Origin of the sequence: Alteromonas sp. CNT1-28, assembly GCF_022348345.1 — a bacterium.
In the GTDB taxonomy this organism is placed as follows: Bacteria; Pseudomonadota; Gammaproteobacteria; order Enterobacterales; family Alteromonadaceae; genus Alteromonas; species Alteromonas macleodii.
Genome location: NZ_JAKREZ010000028.1, coordinates 34,819 through 55,285, shown reverse-complemented (window position 1 = coordinate 55,285; position 20,467 = coordinate 34,819). Strand labels below are relative to the sequence as shown.

The following is a 20,467-nucleotide window of genomic DNA, read 5'->3' as shown; positions in this document are numbered from 1 at the left end:
AAATGGTTTTGCGCTCGCTTAGATAAAGCGCGTTGACTAAAAGGTGTTACATTGAGTTCGGTTGTTTATCGCTTAGCTTTCGTTTTACTTGCTGGCGGGCAAAGCTCCCGCTATAACGGCAACAAACTCTTATCAGAGCATCCGATTACAAAATTGCCGCTTGTTCAGCACAGTGCTAACGAACTTATTCAAGCTCGCGATAAAATAGTGTCGATCAGCAAACATCCAGTTACGGTTGTTACAGGCAAATGGCACGACAGCGTGAGTTCGCAGTTAGCTGAAGCTTTTTCTGGTCTACCTGAAACACCCGTTGAGGTGATACACAATACGCAGTGGGAAGAGGGGATAGCATCAAGTATTCGCAGCGGGCTTTTACATTTACTACGCCTGGCATTACAACCTAAAACGTCGCTTTCACCAACTTCGCTTCCAAAATCGCCTCTACAAACATCGTCGTTATTAGATGGAACATCTTCGGGCACCAATCCTTCACATGTGCTTGTTACCCTTGCTGACCTGCCAAGTCTAAACACACAGGATCTTGCCCGCCTTATTGATGCTTCTAAAGCTTACCCAAACCACATAGTGTGTAGCGAGTGGCAGAAGCATGGGGAGAAGGACGGGCAGAGGGATGGGCAGAAATACGGGGAGCCTAATAGTCGGTTAACAGTGCCTGCTATTTTCCCAGAAGCAATGTTTAGCGAATTATTAGCGCTTCAGGGAGATACCGGCGCTAAGCCAATCATTAAAAAGTATGCGAAGTTAGGGAATGTAAGGGCTGTGTCTATACCTAATGCACGAATTGATATAGACACCCCGCAAGATTGGGTAAAATTTAAACAGCGAGACTAGCCCTTTTTCTATCGCATTTTAGGCAGTCTTCGGCAGTTAAGGTGCTCAAGCACTCGCGATGCGATGGGCTGCACTTGGCCTTTGAATGTAAAGAAGACGGGCTCCAAGCATTACGGCTGCTGCACTTAAGCCTACGATGAATCCTATCCAGAACCCCGCTGCAGCCATCGGCTCAGCCGTTACCCAGTCTGTTCTTCCCAAAACTACACCGGTAGGAAGTCCTATTAACCAGTACGACACAAAGGTAATGATAAACATCGCCGTAGTGTCTTTGTAACCGCGTAGAGCATTGGCAGAGATAACCTGAACGGCGTCTGACAGCTGAAACAGTGCAGCGTATATAAGTAGTGCATTGGCTAGCGTGTAAACAGCATCGTCGCTAGTATATAGCCCAATAATGAAACCCTTTGCTAACAATGTGAAGCTAGCAGTGCACGCAGAGGTGAAAAAGCCGATAAGAATAGCGGTACGGGCTGCTATTTTGGCCTGACGCTGATTTCTTTGCCCAATGCGATACCCAATACGAATCGCGGCAGCCATCCCAATACTCATGGGAAACATAAACATAAGCGCCGAGAAATTCAGGGCAACTTGATGGGCCGCTACCGTGGTAGCGCCAAATGGTGCCAATAGCAATGCAACTAGTGAAAACAGGGTTACTTCGAACAAAATCGTCATGGCGATGGGTAAACCCATCTTAAAGGTTCGGCTTATGGTAACCATGTTTGGCTTGTATAGCTGGCTGAACAAATTATATTTTTGCAGGGCAGGGGCAAAGCGCACATAGACAAAGGTTGCAATCAGCATAGTGTAAATAACGATGCCGGTAGCAATACCACAGCCGGCGCCACCCATAGCAGGCAGTGGGCCAACACCATAAATAAACAGGTAGTTTCCAACAATGTTTGCCATTAAGCCAATTACGGTAATGATCATAGTTGGCTTGGTTTTACCTAAGCCTTCACAATAGTTTCTAAGCCATTGGTACAGCGCAAAACCCGGCATGGCAAATAGCACGTATAGCACATAGTCTACCGTTATACTGTGTAGTTCAGGCGCCATAGGAAAAATCGCTACCATACTCTCAGTAAAAGGAATTAACCCTGCTATTACCAGCCCCACAAAAAAGATAAGGTAGCCGGCCTGCTGACTGGCATCAGCAATACTGCTAATACTTTTGTTGCCTTGTAACCGCGAGATAATAGGAGGAAGCGCAAGGGCTATACCTTGTATAAAACACAGAAGTGGTACGGTTATGCTAAACCCAAGCGCCACTGCTGCCATGTCGGTAGCGCTGTAACGTCCTGCCATAATCGTATCGCTAACGCCCATTAGCATTTGTGTAATCTGCGCAACTAGCAATGGCCAGGCTAGCTTTAAAATATCTCTTCCTTCTACAAGAAAGCGTTTCTTATTCACGGTGATGTGTCTCTATATGGGTCGCCAAAGGCGATAAGAATAATGGGTAATTGTTTCGTGTAATGCGGCGATTGCGCTTTCAATCAGATACAGCAACAAAAACTACACTGAAAAACATGTTTTAGTACAAAGCGTTTAAGCAATAGTCGTTTTAAAAATGCAGTGGCATAACGGGAACCGTGTCGCCAATGTTTAACTCACTTATATCTTCATGAACAACCATAAGACAGTTAGCAGAGGTGATTGACGTCATAACACCAGAACTTTGTGATTTAAACGGCGTGACTTCCCATTCTCCTCGGTTGTTTCTCACCATAGTTGCACGCTGAAAGTCTCGGCGGCCTGCACGTCGCTTAAGAGGTGTCGTAATGCTAGCGTTAACAAAGAACGGCTCGTGCGGTTGTACTTGTCCTTGCATTTTTTTGATAACAGGCACAACCAATAATTTTGCGGTAACAAATGAAGACACAGGATTGCCCGGCAAACCGCAAAACAACGTGTTGTTTATTTTGCCCAGAGCAAAGGGTTTACCCGGTTTAACCGCGACTTTCCAAAAGTCGATAGTGCCCAATTCAGCGATGATATCTTTTACATAGTCGGCATCGCCCACAGATACGCCACCGCTACTTACCATTACATCTACACGCTTGCTCGCCTCAATGAAGAGTTTACGCAAAGATGCTTCGTCGTCTTCTACAATGCCGAAATCAATAAGCTCTACGTTTTCATTGCTTAAAATGCTGCTTACACCAACGCGATTAGACTCGAAAATTTGTGTCGATTTACAGGGTTCGCCAGGTGCAGCAAGTTCAGAACCAGTCGCGACTACACCAACGCGAAGTTTTCTGAATACTGCCACCTTACTGTTTCCTTGGGAAGAAAGCAGCATAAGGTGTTCGGCGTGAAGGCGCGTGCCCTTGCTTATTAGTGTATCGCCACTGGCGATATCATTGGCCTTTTTACGTATATTCTCTTGCGCCGATGGAATTTTATTGATCAAAACCGCGCCATCATGACTTTCGGTATTCTCTACCATTACAACGGCGTTAGCATTGGCAGGCACCGGGGCCCCCGTCATTATTTTAAAGGCTTTGCCTTTTTCAAGCGGCTCATCAGCACTCATGCCAGCTGTAATTACACCCTGTACTTCGAGTTTATCACTGTGTTTGAGATCTTCCGCATTTACGGCATAGCCATCCATTGCTGAATTATCCCAGGGCGGGACATCAACGTGGGCAGTTACATCTTGGGCCAAGATGCGGTTGTTGGCGTCAAAAATGCTCACTTGCTCAACGTCGTTTATCGCTTTTGCAGCGTCTAATGCTTTAGTGAGGGCTTCTTCTAGTGAAAGCCATTTAGATGACATACCAACAACTCCATTAAATGATTTAACACGCGGATATTACAGAAAAAGCGGCCTTATACCAAAGGTTAAAGCGTGAAATAAAAGAAAGTATGCGTAAACGACGCAATTGAAGTTTCATCAACGGCTATGTCAGATGAATTAAGAAGCGAGCGTTAATATCTCTTCAAAGTCGTCGAAAACCCAGTTAGGTTTATATTTTGCGATGCTCTCACCATAGTTATACCCGTAGGTAAGCCCTATACTTTTTATGTTCGCGGCTTTTGCGGCAACAATGTCATTTTTAGAATCTCCAACCATTACACACTGTGAGGGCGAAACACCAAGCTTTTCACAGGCATGCAGAAGGGGAAGGGAAGAAGGCTTTTTTTCCGGTAAACTATCACCGCCAATGGTAAGCGAAAACAACGAAAATATTGAGAACGAAGAAAGAATAGGCTCAATAAATTCCGAAGGTTTATTAGTGATTAATGCTAGCGTGAACCCTTGTTCTTTTAGCGCGTGAAGTGTTGCGAACACGCCGTCGTACAGCACTGTACTTTTAGTATCTAGCGTTCGGTAATAGAAAAGAAATTTTTCTAAAGCGGCATCAATCTCGTTTGATGTGTAATGGTGTCTGATCTTTGCGTTGCCGCTCAATCCGCGTTCCACCAGAACACGAGCACCATTTCCAACCCAGTGTCTAATTGTCTGCTCGTTATACGTTGGTAATTGGTAGTCGTTTAATGTTTGGTTTAACGCTGTTGCCAAATCAGGAACAGAATCTACCAAGGTTCCGTCTAAATCGAAAAAAAAGGTATTAATTTCTTGCATTACAAACTTTTGATTTGCTAACTCGTGTGACAAGCATAACACCGCAGTATCCTTACCGCGGTAGACTTATTGGTCGACTGGCGTTATAAGCTCAAAGATTCATTCAAAATCTTGGTTGCTGATCCAAAGCACTTGATAAGGCTTCATTTGTAAGAAACCACTAGAAAGGGCTATCTCGTCACGGGTGATGAGATCAATCCAATTATCTGTGCCAATAAGATTTATGTCAGACAACAAAATTGTTTGTTCTTCGTCTGAAATATTACTAATACAGAAAATACTTTGCTTTCTATCGAGACTTTGTCGCCAGTAGCCAAATAATTGATTACCAAGCTGCAATGTAAACTGCGTTGCATTGGGGTGAAATGCGGGCTGCGCTTTACGTATGCGTATAAGCTGCGAGATTCGAGTGAGTACTTTATGATGCTGTGAAAAGGGCGAGTCTAACAGAGCCTCTAACTCGTTAAAGTCCCAACGTTTTCTGTTGATTGAACGATTTTGTCCTGTATTAGCGACTTTTTCGTAATCGTTGGATGTGCCGAGTAAACTGTGAATGTAAATTCCTGGTATACCTTCCATACCTAACATTATGGCGTGAGCACAAATAAATCGGTCCACTTGATACTTATCAGGTCCCTTGGTGGTTCCTTGCAGCGCGTCGAATAGGGTGATGTTTATCTCGTAAGGCTTTTGCTGACCGTGATCAGAAGCGCGCCACGACACCTTGCCGCCAAAGTGCTGCATTGTATGCACAAGCTCTGAAATTTCTTCATCTGACAGTAGGCCTTCCGCCGGACGCAAGCCAATACCATCGTGCGAAGCGATAAAGTTAAAGTAGGCTGTGCCGTTTTGCGCCGGTGGCATACTCATCATCCAGCTTTTCAAATACGCACAATCACCCGTTACTAATGTATTTACAAGTAACGGCGGAAGCGAAAAGTTGTAGATAGCATGGGCTTCGTTAGCATTACCAAAGTACGTTAGGTTTTCCCTGTTGGGAATATTGGTTTCGGTAATGATTATGATGGAAGGATCCACATGTTCAATCAGCGTTCGGATCAAACGTATGACTTCGTGGGTTTGGAATAGATTAATGCAGTTTGTACCTACAATTTTCCAAAGAAATGCCACTGCGTCTAAGCGAAAGATTTTAGCGCCTTTATCAATATACAGCTTGATGATATCGATAAACGCTAACAACACCTTGGGGTTTCTAAAGTCAAAGTCAACTTGGTCGTGACTAAACGTGCACCATACATGCTTTGTACCGTTGGCGGTTTCCGTTTCTCGCAGCAAGGGCGACACACGAGGGCGAGTTACCATGGAGAGGTCATCAGATGGGTCTGCTGTGAAGAAAAAGTCAGATCCCGGTCCTTCACCTTTCACAAAGTTATCAAACCACACACTTCTTGCAGAGCAGTGATTGATAACTAAGTCGGTCATCAAGCCATAATCCTCAGCAATGACTTCAATATCGTCCCATGAACCCAGTGCTTCATTCACCGTAGAGTAGTCGATAACCGAAAACCCATCGTCTGAGCTGTATGGAAAGAAGGGGAGGATGTGAACGTTATTAACGGTGTTCTTGCAGTAGCGGTGCAAAAACTTATTTAACGTAACCAGCGGGCGCTCCCCTTCGTCAATGACACTATCACCGTAGGTAATCATGATAATGTCATCTTCATCCCAATAATTGTGATGAGACTGAGGTGAAGCAATATCCGTTTGCTGCTGAATGCCTATAGTGTTCATTAACTTAGTCGCTAGCGTCTCATACGAGACGTCCAGCGATACATCGGCATAAATGCTTTCTAAATGGTGTTTTACTTTGTCATGGAGATGGTCCCATGCCATATTACTTACTCCATATATTCTGCAGTATCGGCTTCAACCGCTTCTAATAGTCGTTCTAAAATATCGGGTACCGCGCTGGTCACGCGGTTCCAGCTTGGTATAAACGGCGTTTCCATAGGGTTTTCTAAAAAGTTTTGCCCCGCTTTCATGATGTTGCTGGCAAACATTTCTACTGCTTTTTCTTCGCTGTGAATGTCTAAGTTCAAGCCATTCATTACGGCGTCATTGTGGTAGGTTTCTATAAAGTCTAGCGCAATACGGAAATAGGTGGCTTTAATTGAACGGAACATTTCGTTGCTAAACGTATAGCCTTGCGTGGCAAGTTTTCTGAAAATGGCTTTGGTAATGTCGATAGACATTTTAGACAAACCACCTTGGTCGTTATTAAGCGATAAATCCTGATGTTTATGGTCGTAAATATCACATATATCTGCCTGACACAGGCGGTTGTGCGAATAGTTGCGGTGCATTTCAGAAAGCACACCAATTTCTAAGCCCCAGTCACTTGGAATGCGAATATCGTTTAGTACGTCGCGTCTAAACGAAAATTCACCCGCTAATGGATAGCGGAAGCTATCCATAAACTCCAAGTATTCGTTGTCTCCCATAATGCGTTTTAATGCACGAAGTAATGGCGTAACAAGAAGTCGAGAAACACGGCCATTAATTTTGCCGTTAGCCACACGCGCATAGTAACCCTTACAAAACTCGTAGTTAAACATTGGGTTGGCTACAGGGTAGATAAGCTTGGCGAGCAAATCTTTGTTATAGGTAACAATATCGCAATCGTGTAACGCAACTGACTCTGCGCGATTCGATGCTAGTACGTAGCCCATGCAGTACCAAACATTTCGACCTTTACCTAACTCCTTTGGCGCCAAGCCTTGAGCCTGAAGCTCTTCATCAAGTGCTTTAAGGCGAGGACCGTCGTTCCATAGCACTCTGTGATGCTGAGGAAGTTTGCCGAAGAATTTTAGTGCGTGTTTGTACTGCTCTTCATTGGCTCGGTCCAGACCGATGACAATTTCTGATAAGTAGGGCACGTCTGTTAATTCGTTGACGATATGTGGAAGTGCGTCGCCTTCTAATTCAGAAAAGAGCGACGGTAAAATAAGTGCCATAGGGCGCTTTTGTGAAAACTGTAGAAGCTCTGCTTCAAGCTCTTCGGTAGGACGACGAGCTAAGTTATGTAACGTAGTAACCACACCATTTTGATAAAAATCAGCCATGTGTCCTCCTGATCATAGGGATAGTAATTGAGTAAGCATTTCGTTCCAGCCTTCAGGGCCGGTTAGGGTGCTGGTATAAACCTCTTCTTTTTTTACTGCTGGTGGAGGATTTACCGGGGATAAAATGCGAATGGGGACGTGCGCAGCTTCAAGCATTGCAACGTCGTTCTTACCATCGCCAAGGGCAATAGTGTTAACTTTGGTGGTATGTTGCTTTTGATATTCATTGGCCAGCCACTTGAGAGCCTGGCCTTTATCGCAATTACCTGAAATATGAATGAAGCGGCCGCCTTCTAGAGGGAAAGCACCGCGATCTTTTACTACCTTTAAAAAGCGTTGTTTTTCTTCGTCAGTGCCAAGCCACAAAACCGGCTCGCCAAACTGGCGTTTGGCAGCAAGTGACGCTGACCTTTCGTCAAGCCCAGTACATTCCTGAATTTCTTGAATCGACATTTTTGAGAATTGTTTATACTTGCCGTCAAATTCGCTACCTATTTTTTCAAGTAGCTTAATCCAGTAATTTTTGTTTGAGATAAACGCCTTACACCAGTAGCCATCTATCCAAACCGTACCGCTGGGTTTTTGTTTGAAAAAGCCATGAGGGATGAAAATAGCGGCGCCATTTTCAATAATAAAAGGCCCATCTAAACCAATACTCTCGCGCAGCGGTTGTAATTCAGCAAAGGTTTTGCTGGTAGTGGGAATAACGGGAATGTCCTTTTTTTCTAATGCCGTTAAAGCCGGTTTCGCCGCCTCGAAAGAGTAGGTATGGTGGTCTAACAGCGTGCCGTCCATATCGGTGAAAACAAGCGTTTTCGTCATCGTTTTACGTCCTGTTTAGTTATCGTTCTTGTTTCATCTAGATAAAACACGGTGTCGCACTTTTCAGGCAAGTGACTTAATGCGTGTTCAGTGATGCGTTGGTAGTGTTGCACAAAGTTTGCCACTTCTTCATCAGACATCACTCCATCGCTATCTTTTAACGCTTTTTGGGCGAGTTTATGTTCTTGTTCTAACCGCCATTGATACACACAGTCGAAACTCGGTGCTTTCAGCATAATGCGGTAGTCTATTTTGTCGAACAACGTCTGATAATCGCCTGCTAGTTCAGTGTTTACAAAAGAGCGCCAAATGCCCAATGGGTCCTCTACTTCTTCAAGGTGGTTTACTGGCCGTTTAAGTTCGCTAGATGTTTGCGCAATAGCGCCCACACACCATCCTTCAAGTATGATGAAATCGGGTGAAGATTCGATTACAGGCCACTGTTCTTTGGGGAACGGGTTATCCGTAGCTTTGTTAAAGCGCGGCAGCGATGTACGCGTGCCTTTTTCTAAACTGCGAAAGGTATTTAACGCTAGAGGAATGTCATGAGTACCCGGTACCCCACGAGTTGCTAAAAGCGGGTGTACTTTTATCGCTAGCGCATTTCGCTGCGACTGGTCGTAGTAAAAATCGTCAATTGAGAGTGATACCACTTTTTTGTTGTGGACCGAGGTAAGGAAGGACTCGATAAAACTGGTCAGAGTTGATTTACCTGAACCCTGACTGCCATTTATGCCCACGATAAATGGTTGTGTTGCACCATCATGGTGCTTAAGCAGTTGCTCACATAATGGGGTGAACCATTTTTGTGCAGTTTCTGCATAGGTACTTGGCAATTGATGCGTCGTTAGAAAGCCATGTATATCCATGTTGTCACCTTAATCAATGCAGAATTCGCACGTTCTTCTTGATTAAGGTAACAACATTTGTGCCAATAGGGTAACAGACGCGTGGACTTACGACTTACTTCTTGTTAGCGACAATAACGGCCCTTTGTGGTGCAGGGTAACCTTCGATAGTGCGAGTAATATCTTCCGGATCGAGAAAATCTTTCAAAGATTGCGTTTCCATCCAAGGCGTTGCGCGCTGCTCATCTAGGGTTGTGTGGTTGATATCTACAACGCGAATATTTTCAAAGCCTAAGCGGCCTAACCAAACAGATAGGGCTGCAGTGCTCGGTAAGAACCACACATTTCGCATTTGTGCATAGCGTTCACCCGCCATCAATACTGTATTTTCATCACCATCCACAACAAGGGTTTCAAGAACCAGTTCGCCACCTTTTCTTAGCTGGTCTTTAAGTTGCTGCAGAAACGCCATTGGGTCTTTACGGTGGTAAAGTACACCCATAGAAAACACAGTGTCGAAAGCTCTCAGTGGCTGCATGTCTTCAATGCCCATCGGTAGAAAATGGATATTCTCGGAAGGCGCACTACTTTTACTAATAAATTGTTTAATGGCGTGAAACTGAATAAGAAATAGTTGGGTAGGATCTATACCTATTACGTTATTGGCACCTTCACCCAGCATGCGCCACATGTGATAACCACTACCACAACCTACGTCTAAAACGTTTCGGTCTTTCAGCGAACTAATATGAGGTGCTACGCGATTCCATTTCCAGTCCGAACGCCACTCTGTATCAATATGAATTCCATGAAGATTAAATGGCCCTTTTCTCCAGGGCATAAACTGCTTTAGTAATCCTTCAATTTGTTTTTGGACATATTCATCTACGTCATTTTCGGTGCCAATGGAAACGCTTGAGGCTAAATCAACACAATTCGGCGACGTAGTCGGCAGCTTCGAAAGTAAACGGCACCATTTATCAAACTCACCGTGTTTAGCAGTTCGCTGCCAGGTGTCCATTTGTGCCGGCAGCGTTTGAAGCCAATGTGATAGCGGGCTGTCTATTAACGATTTGTAGCAATCGGTAAACCAAGTTTGTTCTAATTTGCTCATACTGTTCTTAATATGTGTTGGCGTTGCGGAAAGACGGACGTAGCGAGATTTGTTTAGCCTTTAATGGCAACCATAGACGTGAAGTTATAACATTTGTACCACATCACAACATCGGTAAACCCGACTTTTCTCAAGCGAGTATCATGCTCGTTAAATGTATCGGTTAGCATAACTTTTTCTAACGCGGCGCGCTTTTGGCTCACTTCTAGTTCACTATAACCGTTGTCGCGCTTAAATTGATGATGTAAATCTACCAGCAGCTCATTGCCAGTAAGGGTAGGGTGGCGTATTTTTTCTGATAGCACCAACATACCGCCGGGGTTAAGCCCATCATAAATGCGCTTTAATAACGCTTCGCGGTCAGCGGGTGGGATAAATTGCAAAGTGAAATTCATCACAACCAAAGAGGCATTCTTAATTTCTACACTTTGTGCAAACCCATGCTGAATAACAATTGGGTTTGGCAGTGTGAAGGTCTGTACGACGCGTTTGCAGCGCTCTACCATTGCTTCTGAAGCATCCACACCAATAATTTCACATGTATCGTTAGGTACAGCTCTTGCCACAGATAAACTTGCAGCACCTAAGCTACAGCCAAGATCATAAACGACGGTATTGGGCGTAACGGCAATTTTAGCCAATTCGCCTATGGTGTGAACAATGGTTTCGTATCCAGGCACTGAGCGCTGAATCATATCGGGAAACACATCAACGACAGACTCGTCAAATTTAAAGTCATCTACTTTATTGAGTGCCTTTGCGTATATATTGTCGTGTTTCTTCACTGTGGATCTTCAATTAACTAATTTGGGGCGCAATTTTACCGTTTGATACGTAAATGCCAATGGAAAACACCAAATTTGTTATATTTTGCGTGATTTTTCTGGTTTAGGGCTTTTCGTTAATGATCTAAAGTATTAATCTATACTCATAATACAATAAGGAAGCAGTAACGCTAATGACAAGAATTCTAGTAGCAGACGATCACCCATTGTTTCGCGAAGCTTTGAGCGGCGCGTTGGAACCTTACTTTGAAAACGCACAGATAATTCAAGCAGGAAGCTTGGATGATGCGATGGCGAAGCTAAACGAATTCGACGGTGTTCAGCTGATCCTTCTTGACCTTAATATGCCTGGCGGTGAATATTTTAACGGCCTTATCACCCTGCGTGAGCAATATCCGAATATTCCTGTTGGTGTTGTTTCGGGCAGCGATACTGTTGAGGTTGTCGCTCAAGTAATGAGCCTAGGTGCTCAGGGCTTTATCCCCAAAGTGTCGCAAACACGAGAAATTGCTCAGGCTATTGTAGACATTATTGGTGGCAAAAAGTGGCTTCCAGAAGGTATGGAAGAAGAACTAGAGAAAGTTGACGATGAGCTAAAAGTTCTACTTCAGCGCTTCCGTGAACTTACACCTAAACAGATTCAAGTGCTTTCTTACTTACGCGCAGGCTTAATGAACAAGCAAATCGCTCACGAGATGAACGTTACGGAAGCAACCATTAAAGCTCACATTAGTGCCATTCTTCGCAAGCTAGAGATCAACACGCGTACGCAAGCCGTATTGTTGATGGATAAACTCCAACTTAACTAAACTAAGTATTTATCTAGCGCTAATAAAAAACCGGATTATTCATCCGGTTTTTTTGTTTTTAGCGTAACCTCACCACTTTTAGTAACTATTCCTAAGCCTTTGTCAGGTACATTTTCAAACTTCTTTTGGCCCTTCAATAGTAGCGTAGTCGAAGTTTGAGGCTTTGTTTCCGAATCGGGTAAAGAGGAATCTGCTAGTTTGGTTAGGTAGATTGCCCAGTATTCAACATGGGGAGTTGAATAGTCCTTGTAAAAGGCAATACCAATTTGATCTTGCTCTTGATAAAAGGGTAGTTCAGCAAGTAAATGCTGTCGGTGAGACGTAGAACCTTTCAACCCGTACCATACGTCTTCCGCTGTCGTATAACCACCAGCCAAAGCCTCAACCTGGTTACTCATTGCGTCACCGTAGTAATCGGGCAGAGCTAACCCTGCATCGCGAATGCGGGTATTTGGGCTGCCGCCTAAGAAATGCGAAACTAGCCCTCTTTCGGCCATGTCTTTGGCTTTTGTTTCAGCCAGCATAACAAGCGTAGGATTACATTTTAGTACCGAACGTTGTTGACCTTTGTCGTTAGCAATTAATAAAGAGAGTTCTCTCGCCTGTTCGGTATTTCCGCAGGTTGTTTGATCGGCCAAGCAAAGGCTAGAAAATACGTAGGTGAGTGATGTAAATAGAATGAATCGTTGACAAAAAAGGCCGCGAGAGCGGCCCTTTTGTTTGGGTATGAAATTAAGCAGCTTTGCCACCTCGTTTCTTAGCAGTGGTGTTGGAATTAACCTTCGCTACTAATTCTTCGTGGTCGAAATCATCGACGTTGATAGTGCGAAGTCTTCCAGCTTCAGTCTTACGAAGTAGATTCGCTTCTTCTTCGTTAATAATTCCTTCTGCTAGCGCTTCGTCAGCAAGCACATCTAAACGGGTAAACGGTAGTTTAGCTTTTTTGTGCTTACAAATACGTTCGAAGATAGGCTCACTTGCTAGTACATCATCAAGAGTTTGCTCAAGATCGCCAAACAAGCTTCCTTCCTCACGGGTGAGGTACTGACCATAACCTAAACGGCTACGTGCAGTTGAAGGCGTTTGAAGCATTTGTGCAATAGCATGTTCTGTCTTGTCTGAAGGCTTACCAATACGTCGGCCAAACGGAATCACCATAACGCGAAGCGCTGCAGCGATTGCGCGGTTAGGGAAGTTAGCCAAGAAGTCATCAATTGCTGTCTCGATATCGTGCAATGTAGTTTGCATTGCCCAATGTAAAAGCGGTAAATCTTCTTTTAGACGACCTTCTTCGTCGAAGCGTTTAAGCGTTGTACTACCCATGTAAAGGCCACTTAGGATATCACCTAAACGCGCTGATAAACGCTCGCGACGTTTAAGATCACCACCAAGCACACCCATAGAAACATCGGTTAGTAGTGCTAAGTTTGCACTGTAGCCTTGAAGTAGTTTGTAGTAACGCGCCGTTTCGTCAGTGAACGGTGCGCTGCTGAATGCGCCATTGGTTAACGAGAACCAAATACTGCGAACAGTATTAGCTACCGCAAAGCCAATATGACCGAATACCGCTTTATCAAACGCTTTCAAAGCTTCTTTTTTGTCTTCGATAGACGCAGCTTCTATTTCCTTTAGCACGTAAGGGTGACAACGCATTGCACCTTGACCAAAGATCATCATGTTACGGGTTAGAATGTTTGCGCCTTCAACCGTAATTGATACTGGTACACCTTGATAGCCGCGACCAAGGTAATTGTTTGGCCCAAGCATAACGCCTTTACCGCCGTGAACATCCATCGAATCATTAATGATTTGACGCATCTTCTCGGTTAAGTGGTACTTACAGATAGCCGAGATAACAGAAGGTTTCTCACCAAGGTCTACACCCACTGTTGAGAAGCGTGTTACGCCATCCATCAAATATGCATTACCACCAATGCGCGCAAGCATTTCTTCAACACCTTCCATATGACCTACAGGCATGCGGAACTGGCGACGAATACGTGCATACGCACCCGTTGCAAGAGATACTGATTTAGCACCACCAGCAGCAGATGAAGGGAGGGTAATACAGCGACCTACCGACAAACATTCAACCAGCATACGCCAGCCGCGACCTGCCATTTTCGGACCACCAATGATGTAATCGATTGGAACGAAAATATCTTCACCTTTAATAGGGCCATTTTGAAATGGCGTATTGAGTGGGAAGTGACGACGCCCAATCTCTAAACCTTTAGTGTCGCGAGGAATAAGGGCACATGTTATGCCCGGCTCTTTGTTATCACCTAGAAGACCTTCAGGATCTTGAAGTTTAAAGGCAAGACCAATAACCGTAGCAACAGGCGCAAGGGTGATGTAGCGTTTGTTAAACGTTAGGCGCATACCCAACACTTCTTCGCCATTCCACTCGCCTTTACATACAACGCCAACATCAGGGATCGCACCTGCATCAGAGCCAGCTTCTGGGCCGGTTAATGCAAAACAAGGGATTTCTTCACCGGCAGCAAGACGGGGAAGATAATGATCTTGTTGCTCTTTTGTACCATAGTGCTGAAGTAATTCGCCCGGGCCCAATGAGTTTGGTACACCGACTGTGCTTGATAGCACCGCGCTAACGCCTGCAAGTTTTTGAAGAACGCGAGACTGGGCATATGCCGAAAACTCTAGACCGCCATACTCTTTCTTGATGATCATCGCGAAGAATTTGTGTTCCTTAAGGAACTGCCAAATTTCAGGTGAAAGATCAGCATCTTTATGGTTTATTTGCCATTCATCGACCATTGAGCACACTTTGTCACAAGGACCGTCTAAGAATGCTTGCTCTTCAGCAGTGAGTCGACCTTTCGGAATGCGGTGTAATTTATCCCAGTCTGGCTTGCCGCTGAAAATATCACCGTCCCACCATACCGTACCTGCGTCGATAGCTTCTTGCTCAGTGCTCGACATTTCAGGCATAACTTTGCGGTAGAAGGCTAGCAGCTTCTTAGAGATGTGCTGCTGTCTGATATTTGCAAGCGTGAACGGCAGTGTTAAAGCAAGGAACACTACCCAACCAAGCAGGCCGATGTCACCGAAAAGGGTGCCTAAAATCATAACACCTGCGCCCATGGCAACCGCTGTTACCAAGCTGGTTCGCTGATAACTAGCTACCGCTAGTGTCAGAACGACCAGTAAAAACCATATAAAATCTGCCATACTTCACTCCTGAAAGGCGTTAAACGTTACGCTAGTCTTAACTCGAGCGTAGTGAGTTGCTTTATGAAAAGCAGTCACAGATCGAGGTCAGACCAGCATGCTGTAAACCTATTATTTAATAGGGCAAAGATCAAGATTTTTACATGAATATTCTATTAACAACGACATAAATAATAGGGTAGTGCGTTATCCGCTCTATAAGTATAGTCGTTGCTTATAAATACTGATTTAGAATGTGAATTGTGTTGCGAAACGAGAAGAGGTTACGTGAGGATAAGACAGCAACAGTGTAAATAAAAAAGCACGTCTGAATGCTAGTTCATAACGTGCTTTATTCAACAATTGTGAAAAAGTTGTTGAGACAAAAAATGGTTTATCTTTGCGCTTTACTGCGTCTCAAACGATTTCAGTTTGATATCGCCCTGTTCATCGCCTTCTTTGAACTGTTGCAGACGAACTAACGTGTAGTTAAGTGATGGCGCAAACCAGGCAAACGTCTCACGCTTATTTGATTCGCGAATAAGCTTAACTTTTACAGTTTCAATTTTACCGAAAGGCAAAGACAATACCTCTTCATCCACCACTTGAACGCCATAATGACGAAGTTCACCGCGGTAGTTGACGAAGTTATAATCTAACGACGTTTTACCTTGCGCCAACTGCTTTGCTAGATCAATACGATAAATCTGGTTATCAAATTCACCGTTCCAATCAAATGTTTCGCCATTCTCGACTGCAATTTTGCCTTGTCCCTGATGACTAAACGTTACCTTAAGCTCTTTATCAGGTCCTGTGCCAGAACGATTATAGTAGTACTCAGAAGGTACGACGGTATTATCATTAACAGTAAAAATAGAATGTTCACTGCGTTTGTCAGACAAGAAAAACTTAGACACTTTTGACGTGTAAATTAGAGAGTACTGTTGGTCACCTAATTTCGAGAGCTCAATATTCGCTTCGCCTACGTCGTCACCCCATTTGTATGCGGTATAGGTTGCCTTGTAGGGCTGAAGCGGTAGCTCTGCACTATCCGTATTTTCTGTACTAGGGTTTGCTTGCGAGGCCACTGAAAGCGATGCTGCTAACAGTGCACCTAAAGCAAAAGGCTTAGTCGCTTGCATAACCAGATTCTGGTAATTCTTGCTCATCTAAAACTGCCTTATTGTTTCGCATCGATAATCGGCCTGCACTAAACCAAGATAGCACAAGCGGATAGATACGACGTTCTTGTTCTTGAACACGCTCGGCCAGGTCGCTTGCTGTGTCGTCTTCAAACACAGGTACGCGGCTTTGAATGATAACAGGGCCGCCGTCGAGCTCCGGTGTAACAAAGTGCACGCTAACGCCGTGCTCCTTGTCTCCATTGTCGATAGCTCGCTGATGCGTATTCAAACCTTTGTACTTCGGCAACAAAGATGGATGAATGTTCACTAATTTTCCAGCAAAGCTGTCGACGAACTCCGGTGTTAAGATACGCATAAAGCCCGCAAGAACAACACAGTCTGCGCCAAAAGCCTCAATTTGTGCTTTGAGCGCCCCGTCATAAGACTCTCGTGAATCGAAGCCTGTATGATCTAAGCAAACCGCATTGATCCCGGCTTCTTTAGCGCGTTCCAGACCATAAGCAGTAGGGCGATTACTGATTACGCCGCTGATTTCCGCATTCAGACGGCCTGCTTTTATTTCATCGATAATGGCTTGTAAATTGCTGCCATTACCTGAAATAAGTACGCATAGTTTGGTTACACTGTTACTCACGCGTTGATCTCTACTTGCTCTTCGCCATCTTTTGCTGCGATATCACCAATAACCCAAGCATTTTCACCGTGTTGTTTAAGAATGTTCAGCGCAGCATCGGTATCGCTTTCGTCAACAACGATTACAAGGCCAACACCACAGTTAAACGTGCGGTACATTTCGTGGCGAGTCACGTTACCGTTTTCTTGTAACCAAGAGAAGATTGCAGGCCATTCCCAAGTGCTTTCGTCAATAACCACTTTCGCATCTTCAGGTAATACGCGAGGGATGTTCTCCCAAAAACCACCGCCCGTGATGTGAGAAATAGCGCTTACTTGCACTTCTTCAAGCAATGCCAATACCGATTTAACATAGATGCGAGTAGGCTCGAGAAGTTGGTCGATGATAGGCTTGCCGTTTAGGTCGGCGTTTACATCTGCACCACTAACTTCAATAATCTTTCTAACTAATGAGTAACCGTTTGAGTGAGGGCCCGATGAACCAAGTGCAATTAGTTTTTGACCTGGTTTAACGTTAGTGCCGTCAATAACCTTATCAGCTTCAACCACGCCTACGCAGAAGCCTGCAATATCGTAGTCGCCATCGTGATACATTCCAGGCATTTCGGCTGTTTCACCACCAATTAATGCACAACCTGCTTGCTCACAGCCGGCGCCAATGCCGGTAACAACCGACGCGGCTACATCAACGTCAAGCTTGCCAGTTGCGTAGTAATCTAGAAAGAATAGGGGCTCAGCACCTTGAACAATAAGGTCGTTTACGCACATTGCTACTAAGTCGATACCAACACCGTCATGACGGTTAGCATCCATAGCAACTCTTAGTTTTGTACCCACGCCGTCAGTACCTGAAACAAGTAGCGGCTTTTTATATTTAGTAGGCAGTTCACAAAGTGCACCAAAACCACCCAGGTTACCTTTCACTTCTGGTCTATGGGTTTTCTTGGTAACAGATTTAATGCGTTCAACAAGTTGATTACCTGCATCGATATCTACGCCTGCATCTTTGTAACTTAAAGAGGTTTTATTTTCGCTCACGGTTGGGCCCTGAAACTAAGAGGTAGAAAACCGCGGATTCTACCAGCAAGTCGTCACAAGTCCAATTTGTGAAGGCTATTTTATGCGCTTTTTGATCTTTTTTATTTTAGGGGTGAAATTAAACCCAATATAAAAGACAATAGAAGGCTATCTATTGGTGAACATCTTGCTTGATAAAATGTCTCGCTCTAAAAAGTAGAGTGAATTGCGCGCAGGTTAGTCCAAGTTTACCGTATATAGGTAAACGAGATTAACTGACGATTCGATAGGTAAGGAATTGATTTTAAGAGAGTATGGAGTGTCAATGTTAACGGCAGTAAAGCGTAACACCAATGGAACTAATTTAACGAGAGTTAGCTTGAAAGGCATTCTGGGCATTTCATTTCTTGCTGCGCTGACTTACGCCCCCTTTATAAATGCGGCTCAACGCGTGGTGGTCAACGAAGCGCAGATTCAAGTTGAAGATCAAACTCAGCGTACCCAACAAAACGCGCTTAAAAAAGCATTAAGGCAGGTTTTTGTGAAGATGTCGGGCAGCACAAGCGTGCTCGATAATGCCGGTGTTAGAGCAGCGTTATCGTCGCCTCAATCGCTGCTTCGTTCCTATCGATTTGCTTTTGACAAAGGTAGAACGTATTACGTTGCGGAGTTCGATCAAGCAAAACTCAATGAACTTCTTCAGCGTGAAATGCTTCCGCTCTGGGGTGATAGACGCCCTGAAACGATAGTGTGGCTTGCGCAGGAAGACGAAAACGAAACTCGCGTCATCTTAGATGAATCTCTCAATACAGAATTACAACATACGCTCAAACAAACAGCGAAAGAACGAGGCGTACCATTAAGCTTGCCTTTAATGGACCTTACCGACAATGTAAATATTTCTACTTATGATGTGTGGGGACGATTTGTTGAGCCTTTGCGCAAAGCATCTACACGCTATAGCGTCGACAACATTATTGGTGCCAGAGTTTATCGTAACGACGCGAGTGCAATTCCTGATTTGCCGGAAAATGTTGTGCCTTCTGGCACAGTAGAATCTCTTGATAGCGTGCTAGATGAAGAAGCACAGTTTAGAGCACAAACTGATGGACAAAGTTTCGATGAGCGAAATCCGCGTGTAGATAATACGGACGCACAGCGCACCTTTTCAGATAACGTTGAGTCCGGTGCGATGAATAACGGTGTTGATGCTCAGTTAAACGACGGTTATGACGAAACAAACCAAAACTTGAATAATACTGATGGTACCTCGGCGAAGGAGCTAGCGCAGGAAGAGAGCACAACGATGCCGTTCACCATGAACGAGTTTGCCAACTATGCGAAGCGTGCCGATGAAGGTGACTATGCACTAGACTGGGTGTTCGTTGGTGGCGGTAAGGTTAGCTATGGCAGCATATACGGTGATTCGCCCGAAGTTCTTGGCAATCAGTTAATCGATGCCTACTCAAATTATTTATCGTCGCTTTATGCCATCGTAGGAATCGAAGCGTCTGAGCGAGAAGTTATCAAGGTATCGATTGCCAATATTGGCTCGGTAAAAAGTTACGCCAGCGCTACTGACTATTTAAATAGTTTAAGTGTGATTGAAAACGCTACGCTAGTAGAGCAATCTGGTTCTGTTGCCACGTACTCACTTACATTAATTGGAACGGTGGACGATTTACTTAACAGTATTAAACTAGAAAGCAAATTACGTCCCGTAACCGATTCGTACGGACAATCCGTGAAAGGACACAGTTTCTATTGGAGCAATTAATTTAGCATGCAGCTGCCTTTGCCTGTCACGCTACCTGTTGACGAAAACTTCGATAGTTTTGTCAATACGGGTAACGAAGAAGTAGTTTCAGTCCTTAAGCAGATTGCAGATGCGCTGCCACACTGGCGCGAGGCTCCTGAATTGGGGCCATTAGCATCGCTTCAGCTGCCTTTGCTTACTTTACTAGGCAGTACCGCTATCGGTAAAAGCCACTTATTGTTTGCCACTTGTCATCAACTAGCCGAAAAATCGGTTAGTCACCTTTATTTAAATCTTAATAATTATGAAGCGTGGTCGCTCGATATTTTTGAAGGCCTAGAGAATCTTTCGTTAATCGCATTAGACAACATTCACGCGATAGCCGGCGATTTACGTTGGGAAGAAGCGTTGTTCGATTTGTTAAACCGAGTGATTGAGACTAAACAAACCATGGTACTTTGTTCTAGTCACCTAGGCCCATCTAACCCGGCTTTTGTTTTACCTGACTTGCGTTCTCGCTTGGCGTGGGGGGTTATTTATCACGTAAACCAACTGGATGACAATGGTCGTGAAGAAGCCGTGCGCTTACGTGCAGCGGAACGTGGATTAAAGCTATCAAACCAAGCACTACAGTTTCTTTTGCACCATAGTGAACGAGACCTAAAAAGCCTCATGTCACTATTAGCCCGTTTAGACACACGCTCACTCCAAGAACAAAAACGCTTATCGGTGGGCATGGTTAAGCGCGAGCTTAACCTAAATTAGCCAAAGCGGGAGCTTAACCTAAGATAGTCTAAGCGCGAGCTCAACCTAAGTTAGCCAAAGCGCGAGTTT

The 20,467-nt window shown here is 44.4% G+C and carries 18 protein-coding genes; 4 read left to right on the top strand and 14 right to left on the bottom strand.

Translation table 11 applies throughout. The features are described from left to right. Positions 1-51 precede the first annotated feature (51 nt). Positions 52-852: a nucleotidyltransferase family protein gene (locus MHN02_RS15895; RefSeq protein ID WP_171338516.1), complete on the top strand. Its 801-nt coding sequence runs from the start codon at positions 52-54 to the stop codon at positions 850-852. Positions 853-897: 45 nt separating this feature from the next. Here MHN02_RS15895 and MHN02_RS15890 read toward each other — a convergent pair whose 3' ends face one another. From MHN02_RS15890 to cmoA, 9 genes are all read right to left on the bottom strand, one after another. Beyond that, the gene (locus tag MHN02_RS15890; protein WP_239247299.1) at positions 898-2,271 is read right to left on the bottom strand and encodes an MATE family efflux transporter; all 1,374 of its coding nucleotides are present in this window, start codon (positions 2,269-2,271) and stop codon (positions 898-900) included. Between the two features lie 151 nt (positions 2,272-2,422). Further along, positions 2,423-3,637 (bottom strand): gephyrin-like molybdotransferase Glp, encoded by a 1,215-nt coding sequence (gene glp, locus MHN02_RS15885; RefSeq protein WP_239247297.1) that lies wholly within the window; start codon positions 3,635-3,637, stop codon positions 2,423-2,425. A 138-nt stretch (positions 3,638-3,775) separates the two neighbouring features. Further along, on the bottom strand, positions 3,776-4,447 hold the full coding sequence (locus MHN02_RS15880) for a phosphoglycolate phosphatase (RefSeq protein WP_232379032.1): 672 nt from the start codon (positions 4,445-4,447) through the stop codon (positions 3,776-3,778). A 99-nt stretch (positions 4,448-4,546) separates the two neighbouring features. Next, entirely contained in the window at positions 4,547-6,301 is a 1,755-nt protein-coding gene (locus MHN02_RS15875; RefSeq protein ID WP_239247295.1) for a sugar phosphorylase, read from the bottom strand. A 5-nt stretch (positions 6,302-6,306) separates the two neighbouring features. Continuing rightward, complete coding sequence (locus MHN02_RS15870) at positions 6,307-7,530, bottom strand: glycosyl transferase (RefSeq protein ID WP_014949682.1); 1,224 nt, start codon at positions 7,528-7,530, stop codon at positions 6,307-6,309. Between the two features lie 12 nt (positions 7,531-7,542). Further along, positions 7,543-8,352, bottom strand: coding sequence for an HAD-IIB family hydrolase (locus MHN02_RS15865; RefSeq protein WP_014949681.1), 810 nt, complete (start codon positions 8,350-8,352; stop codon positions 7,543-7,545). After that, positions 8,349-9,221: a kinase gene (locus MHN02_RS15860; protein WP_239247293.1), complete on the bottom strand. Its 873-nt coding sequence runs from the start codon at positions 9,219-9,221 to the stop codon at positions 8,349-8,351. Before MHN02_RS15860 ends, MHN02_RS15865 begins: the two co-directional genes overlap by 4 nt. Before the next feature lie 94 nt (positions 9,222-9,315). After that, entirely contained in the window at positions 9,316-10,314 is a 999-nt protein-coding gene (gene cmoB / locus MHN02_RS15855) for a tRNA 5-methoxyuridine(34)/uridine 5-oxyacetic acid(34) synthase CmoB (protein ID WP_239247291.1), read from the bottom strand. A 53-nt stretch (positions 10,315-10,367) separates the two neighbouring features. Beyond that, on the bottom strand, positions 10,368-11,099 hold the full coding sequence (gene cmoA / locus MHN02_RS15850) for a carboxy-S-adenosyl-L-methionine synthase CmoA (RefSeq protein ID WP_039227627.1): 732 nt from the start codon (positions 11,097-11,099) through the stop codon (positions 10,368-10,370). A gap of 173 nt (positions 11,100-11,272) precedes the next feature. Between cmoA and MHN02_RS15845 the strand changes: the two genes are divergently transcribed. After that, on the top strand, positions 11,273-11,908 hold the full coding sequence (locus MHN02_RS15845) for a response regulator transcription factor (protein ID WP_014979427.1): 636 nt from the start codon (positions 11,273-11,275) through the stop codon (positions 11,906-11,908). A gap of 35 nt (positions 11,909-11,943) precedes the next feature. On the opposite strand, the gene MHN02_RS15840 is transcribed toward MHN02_RS15845, so the two are convergent. The 5 genes from MHN02_RS15840 to purM all read right to left on the bottom strand — a co-directional run bounded on the left by MHN02_RS15840 (position 11,944) and on the right by purM (position 17,898). Next, positions 11,944-12,657 (bottom strand): CAP domain-containing protein, encoded by a 714-nt coding sequence (locus MHN02_RS15840; RefSeq protein ID WP_343212234.1) that lies wholly within the window; start codon positions 12,655-12,657, stop codon positions 11,944-11,946. Next, on the bottom strand, positions 12,641-15,103 hold the full coding sequence (gene fadE, locus MHN02_RS15835; RefSeq protein WP_014976690.1) for an acyl-CoA dehydrogenase FadE: 2,463 nt from the start codon (positions 15,101-15,103) through the stop codon (positions 12,641-12,643). The genes MHN02_RS15840 and fadE overlap by 17 nt, the downstream gene beginning before the upstream one ends. Positions 15,104-15,489: 386 nt before the next feature. Further along, complete coding sequence (locus MHN02_RS15830; protein ID WP_239247287.1) at positions 15,490-16,251, bottom strand: DUF3108 domain-containing protein; 762 nt, start codon at positions 16,249-16,251, stop codon at positions 15,490-15,492. Then, on the bottom strand, positions 16,211-16,861 hold the full coding sequence (purN, locus tag MHN02_RS15825) for a phosphoribosylglycinamide formyltransferase (protein ID WP_014979424.1): 651 nt from the start codon (positions 16,859-16,861) through the stop codon (positions 16,211-16,213). The genes MHN02_RS15830 and purN overlap by 41 nt, the downstream gene beginning before the upstream one ends. Beyond that, entirely contained in the window at positions 16,858-17,898 is a 1,041-nt protein-coding gene (purM, locus tag MHN02_RS15820; RefSeq protein WP_014976688.1) for a phosphoribosylformylglycinamidine cyclo-ligase, read from the bottom strand. The genes purN and purM overlap by 4 nt, the downstream gene beginning before the upstream one ends. Before the next feature lie 304 nt (positions 17,899-18,202). Here purM and MHN02_RS15815 point away from each other — a divergent pair, with 304 nt between their 5' ends. Both MHN02_RS15815 and hda read left to right on the top strand, forming a co-directional pair. After that, the gene (locus MHN02_RS15815) at positions 18,203-19,654 is read left to right on the top strand and encodes a DUF2066 domain-containing protein (RefSeq protein WP_239247285.1); all 1,452 of its coding nucleotides are present in this window, start codon (positions 18,203-18,205) and stop codon (positions 19,652-19,654) included. Positions 19,655-19,660: 6 nt separating this feature from the next. Further along, complete coding sequence (hda, locus tag MHN02_RS15810) at positions 19,661-20,398, top strand: DnaA regulatory inactivator Hda (RefSeq protein ID WP_014979421.1); 738 nt, start codon at positions 19,661-19,663, stop codon at positions 20,396-20,398. Positions 20,399-20,467: the final 69 nt, after the last annotated feature.